Here is a 4,978-nt window from a genome sequence, read left to right on the forward strand (position 1 = left end):
TTCGCCGTCGACGGTCTCGCCAGGCGCGGGACGGTCACCGGTCGACTCACCCTCGCGTTCGTCCCGGTCCACGTCGCCGTCTGGGCGACGTTCGTCGCGGGGTGGTGGCCGGTGTCCGGGCTCGCGCTCCCGGAACTCCCCGGGGCGTTCATGCTCGCGGCGTGGGTGTGGGTCCTCGGACCGCTGCCGGTGCTCGGCTCGGCCGGGCCGCCTTCCGGAGACGCCGGGACCGACGAGCACTAACGCCGCGGGCGAGTAACTCCCGACGATGGAGGTCGAGTTCCTCGGCGGCGCCCGCGAGGTGGGACGGAGCGCGGTTCTCGTCGACGACGCGCTCCTCCTGGACTACGGCCTGCTGACCGCGGACCCCCCGCAGTACCCCCTCCGCGACCCCGAACCCGACGCCGTGGTGGTCTCGCACGGGCATCTCGACCACGTCGGCGCGGTGCCGGCCCTCCTGAAGGGCGACCGCCGACCGGCGATCCACTGGACGCCGCCGACCGCCGAACTCGCGCGGACGCTGGCCCGCGACACCCTGAAACTCCACGGCAACAGCCCCCTGTGTCCCTTCTCGGAGGAGCACGTCGCACGGCTCGGCGAGGTCGAGGAGCGCCACGCCTATCGGGAGCCGTTCGTCGTCGAGGCGGGCGGGACGGAGTACGAGGTGACGCTGTTCAACGCCGGCCACATCCCGGGGTCGGCGCACGTGACGGTCGACGACGGCGAGACCGCCCTCCTCTACACCGGCGACTTCCATACCGACGACCAGCGGCTCGTCTCCGGGACGACCGCGCGTCCCGACGCCGACGCCGTGATCTGCGAGTCGACGTACGCGGACGTGACCCACGAGGACCGCGGCGCCGTCGAGGACCGATGGGCGGAGCGCGTGCAGACGGCGATGTGGGAGGGCGGAACCGTCGTCGCGCCCGCGTTCGCGATCGGGCGGACCCAGGAGCTCATGCTCGTCGCCGAGGCGAACGGCCTGACTCCCTACGTCGACGGGATGGGCGTCGAGGTGACGCGGCTGGCCCGCCGGCACCCCGAGTTCCTGCGGGATCCGGAGGCGCTCCGCCGGGCGACGGGGGGCGCGCGCTTCGTCACCGGTCGGGACGGCCAGCGCGAGCGGATCGCGGACGACAACGAGCTGATCGTCACCACCTCGGGGATGCTCGCCGGCGGTCCGGTTCACTCGTACCTCCCCGCGATCCGCGGCAGTCCGACCAACTTGGTGACGCTGACTGGGTATCAGGTCGAGGGGACCCCCGGTCGAGAGCTTCAGGACCACGGCCGGCTGGCGATCAACGGGACAGTCCGCCCCGTGAGCGCTCGGGTCGAGTCGTTCGACTTCTCCGCGCACGCCGACCGCGGCGGGCTGGAGGCGTTCCTCGACGCCTACCGCGGGTCGAGAGTGCTCGTGAACCACGGCGACCGCTGCGAGGGGTTCGCGGCGGACCTGCGCGAGGACGGGTTCGCGGCGAGCGCGCCGGAGTTGGGGGCGCGGGTCGAGTTATGACGCCGATCGCCGATCGGCCGTGAGAGCGGTCACCCGTCGCCGCTGCTCCCGTTGACGACGACGCTGCCGTTTTCGACCGAGGCACTCGCCACGAGTCCCTCGTCGACCGTCCCGTTGTAGGCGACGCCGTCGGCGGTCGCGGGCGTCTCGTAGACTCCCGCGTCCCAGCCGGGATGGAAGTAGGTGACGTTCCGGTCGGGGAACTCGACGGCGACGATCTTCCAGTTCGCCGGCGTGGCGTTGACCTGCCGACGAATCTTCGTCGCGGTGTCGAACGTCGCCGTCCCGTCGAACTCCACCTCGGAGAGATCGCCGGTCGGCTCGGTCGGCGGATTCCCGACGATCCACACGTCCGCGGCGACCGCTCCGTCCTCGCCGTCGACCAGCACGCGCCCGTTCGACGCGTCGTCGAAGATGACCCCCGTTACCGTCGGCCCCTTCGGCACGCAGGTCACGGTGTGGGTGCGGTCCAGCGAGACGCTGACGCCGCCGCCGTTCCCGTCGGCCTCGAACAGGAGCGGGACTGTTGTCCTGGTGTCGCAGCGAATCACCAGCGTCACCCGACTCTTGCTCCCTTCGCCGAGCGCTTCGGGAGCCGACACGACAGTCACCCGGCCGTGGTCCGACGACACCTCGACGTCGAACTCGCCGAGGTCGGAGTCGAATTGGTTGCGGTACTCGACGATGTCTGTGGGCTCTCCGTCGTGGACGGTGTGGTTGACTGCCTCGTAGCCGAGGTACGCGCTCTCGTCGTCGGTCACGTTGACAGCGAGCCCGCGGTCGGCCTCCATCGCCGAGAAGCCCGCGGTGCCGAATATCAGCCCGACCGCCGCCGTGAACGCGAGCACGAGGCTCAGCGTCCGCAGGGCGCTCACGCGGGCCGTCGGCGATCGGGTTGTGGCGTTCATTCGCGCTTGCGCAGCTCTGGCGGTTTCTCGGTGTCGCCGAGGCGCGCTCTGCGTCCGATGACGTGGTGGACGACCGCCGAGATGCCGAAGGTGGTGGCGGTGAACACGCCGACATCGAGCGGTTCGAGCGCCGCGAACCCCGGCGTTCCGGTGGCGACGGCGAGCAGGAGCGAGACGGCGACGCCCGCGAGCCCGACGTAGTAGAGGCTCCACGGGATCTCCCTGCTCCCGAGGACCTCGACGTAGATGTCGAGGCTCTCCAGTTCGGGCGTCGGCGCGACGACGTTCGTCTCCTCGTCGACCGTCACCACGTTCTTCTCCTCCAGTTTCGGCAGGTGCGTGCGCTGGAGCGTGCTGTACACGTTTCGCCGGTCCTCGTACCGGACCTCCTCCGGCTCCACGCCGACCTCCCACGCGGTGACGTGCGTGGAGAGCTCGGAGACCTCGAGCGGCCCCTCGGCGCGCTTGAGCGCGTGGATGACGAAGCGTCGACGCCTGTTCGACAGCACTTCGAATATCTCCTCTTCGGACAGTTCACCTCCGTTTCGGGCCGATTCGTTCGTCGTAACAGCTGTAGACACCATTGATGTGAGCACCCCGAATCGACGCCGGTGAGCACCCCTCCCAGAACCGGCGTTATTCACCTATATCGTGTGTGGGGTCTTGCCATAAATGGGTTGGATAGTTAATTGATTAGTTTCAGAAAGAGTATGGGAGCAGCGACAGATCGTTGGGCAAACGAGGACTCGCTGAGACCAGTACGCAGTCCCAACCGGTTCTTCAGGCTGTCGTTGATTGTCCGCACGCTCGCCAGAACTGATCAAACCGGCGGTTTGGTCGGCTTCAGGATCGCCACGATGCGAGCAACGAGGCGCACACGCGGCACATCAGGCCCCGCCCGTCACCTCAACGAGACCGGCACGCGAACATGTCGAGAATATCATAACGAAGTACCTCCCCCCGTATGTGATAGCCAAGCACTCCCGGTCCGGGCGTCCGGGTTGCGGGGGTGTGTGAACACAGGTGAGATACGATATGGATCGTCGCAAATTCGTGATCGGTGTGGGATCGCTCGCTGCCGGCGGGGCAGCCGCAATGGGTACGGGTGCGTTTACGAGCGTACAGGCAGATCGTGATATCTCAGTTGAAGTCGCTGGTGACGCAAGTGCGTACCTCCAGATGTACGCTCCTGACTCCTCTCTTGAGAACGGCGAATACGCGACCGGACCAAATGAATCAGGTAGTACAAATAATCAGTTAACCATCAATTTCGATGGTAATGCGACAACCCACAGTGGGAGTGGTATCAACGCTGACGCGATTAGCCGGTTCGACGAGGTGTTCAAAGTCCGCAACGAGGGCACGCAGGAGGTCGACCTCCACATTGGTGACGAAGGGCTGTCTCAAGAGGCACAAGACCGGATTCGTTTTTACACCACTGAAACCGGTGGTCGAAAAACGCTTGAGGACGGCGAAGAGGACTCCGCTGCAGCCGGAGAACAGAAAATAGGTGTTCCCCTTGGTGCTGGTAATGAAAAGACCGTGGGCGTCGAAATCGACACTCGAGATGTCCCGAACTCCGGTAGTGGTGGTGGGACTTGGAACGCTGTCGAAGATCCCTCTAACTTCTCGGTGAGTGGTGAAGTGGTGATCTACACCCAAGCGTAAGTAGCACTACTCACCATCGAGTGGTCCTCCAACTACTCGATTTTCGAGTAGGTGATTCAAATTATGAAACGAAGACATATGCTCTCGGTGTTCGGTACGCTCACAGCAGGCGGGGCTTTAACCGCCGGGACCGGTGCGTTCAGCAGTGTCCAAGCGGACCGTGATATCGAGGTCAACGTCGCTGGAGACGCGAGCGCGTATCTCGGTATCGTCCCTGCGTCAGGGCCGAACGGTGCGTACGCAGACGTAAATGGCGGTCCGCTTACCCTCGATTTTACAGGGAGTAACGACAACATCGGCGGTAGCCTCTCCGGTGGAACTGGCGTCAATTCGGACGCTATCACGTACTTCGAGTCGGTATTCGAGATCCGAAACAACGGTACTCAAGAGGTAGATGTCATGGTATCTCCACTAACCTTCTTCGACACGGCTAGTGGAGATATTCTCTTGGCTCTGCTCATTCCCGACATGACGTTCCCCGGCAACTTCACGCTCGGTGTCGGCGACGCGAAGATGTTCCACGTCGTAATCGCGAGTATCGGAGATGCGACTTCCTCGGGACCAAGTATCAACGGAACAATCGACATCGTCGCGGAGGCCACACCATGAGTGAGCACACACTCACGTTGAGTGACTTCTTCGCCGAATCGGAGACGTATGGTGAGGAAGAGTACAATCAGATCCCCGAAGAAGACCGTGAGGCTATCAACGCGATCCTCCGTGGATTGTCGGGGACACCAGAAGGGCCCGTCGAAGAGCCTGTGGAAGAGCCTGTCGAAGAGCCCCGGTAACTAAGACATGATATAATAAATAACATTTCATTATATCTGGCGACATGGCGGAGCAACCCCGTCAAAGGATTTCTCACACAACGCTCTTGTGTAGCACA

The 4,978-nt window shown here is 64.2% G+C and carries 6 protein-coding genes and 1 pseudogene; 5 read left to right on the forward strand and 2 right to left on the reverse strand.

The genetic code is table 11. The features are described from left to right. Both DJ69_RS13145 and DJ69_RS13150 read left to right on the forward strand, forming a co-directional pair. Positions 1–243 (forward strand): annotated as a pseudogene (locus DJ69_RS13145) (DUF998 domain-containing protein); the annotation flags it as partial. Positions 244–268: 25 nt separating this feature from the next. Then, on the forward strand, positions 269–1,513 hold the full coding sequence (locus DJ69_RS13150; RefSeq protein WP_099256022.1) for an MBL fold metallo-hydrolase: 1,245 nt from the start codon (positions 269–271) through the stop codon (positions 1,511–1,513). 29 nt (positions 1,514–1,542) lie between these two features. On the opposite strand, the gene DJ69_RS13155 is transcribed toward DJ69_RS13150, so the two are convergent. Together DJ69_RS13155 and DJ69_RS13160 are read right to left on the reverse strand one after the other, a co-directional pair. Further along, positions 1,543–2,421 carry a hypothetical protein gene (locus tag DJ69_RS13155; protein WP_099256023.1) on the reverse strand — a complete coding sequence of 293 codons (879 nt, stop codon included), beginning with the start codon at positions 2,419–2,421 and terminating at the stop codon, positions 1,543–1,545. Continuing rightward, entirely contained in the window at positions 2,418–3,005 is a 588-nt protein-coding gene (locus DJ69_RS13160; protein ID WP_099256024.1) for a DUF7344 domain-containing protein, read from the reverse strand. The genes DJ69_RS13155 and DJ69_RS13160 overlap by 4 nt, the downstream gene beginning before the upstream one ends. A 478-nt stretch (positions 3,006–3,483) precedes the next feature. Here DJ69_RS13160 and DJ69_RS13165 point away from each other — a divergent pair, with 478 nt between their 5' ends. The 3 genes from DJ69_RS13165 (at position 3,484) to DJ69_RS13175 (ending at position 4,880) form a co-directional block, all read left to right on the forward strand. Then, the gene (locus DJ69_RS13165; RefSeq protein WP_180271823.1) at positions 3,484–4,089 is read left to right on the forward strand and encodes a DUF1102 domain-containing protein; all 606 of its coding nucleotides are present in this window, start codon (positions 3,484–3,486) and stop codon (positions 4,087–4,089) included. A gap of 78 nt (positions 4,090–4,167) precedes the next feature. Beyond that, positions 4,168–4,698 carry a DUF1102 domain-containing protein gene (locus DJ69_RS13170; protein ID WP_099256026.1) on the forward strand — a complete coding sequence of 177 codons (531 nt, stop codon included), beginning with the start codon at positions 4,168–4,170 and terminating at the stop codon, positions 4,696–4,698. Continuing rightward, entirely contained in the window at positions 4,695–4,880 is a 186-nt protein-coding gene (locus DJ69_RS13175; protein WP_099256027.1) for a hypothetical protein, read from the forward strand. The genes DJ69_RS13170 and DJ69_RS13175 overlap by 4 nt, the downstream gene beginning before the upstream one ends. Positions 4,881–4,978: the final 98 nt, after the last annotated feature.

The sequence above is a fragment of the Halorubrum persicum genome (assembly GCF_002727125.1).
GTDB classification, from domain to species: Archaea; Halobacteriota; Halobacteria; order Halobacteriales; family Haloferacaceae; genus Halorubrum; species Halorubrum persicum.

Coding starts and splice junctions, on each gene's coding strand:
- DJ69_RS13150 (WP_099256022.1), top strand. CDS start 269: ATGGAGGTCGAGTTCCTCGGCGGCGCCCGCGAGGTGGGACGGAGCGCG.
- DJ69_RS13155 (WP_099256023.1), bottom strand. CDS start 2,421: ATGAACGCCACAACCCGATCGCCGACGGCCCGCGTGAGCGCCCTGCGG.
- DJ69_RS13160 (WP_099256024.1), bottom strand. CDS start 3,005: ATGGTGTCTACAGCTGTTACGACGAACGAATCGGCCCGAAACGGAGGT.
- DJ69_RS13170 (WP_099256026.1), top strand. CDS start 4,168: ATGCTCTCGGTGTTCGGTACGCTCACAGCAGGCGGGGCTTTAACCGCC.
- DJ69_RS13175 (WP_099256027.1), top strand. CDS start 4,695: ATGAGTGAGCACACACTCACGTTGAGTGACTTCTTCGCCGAATCGGAG.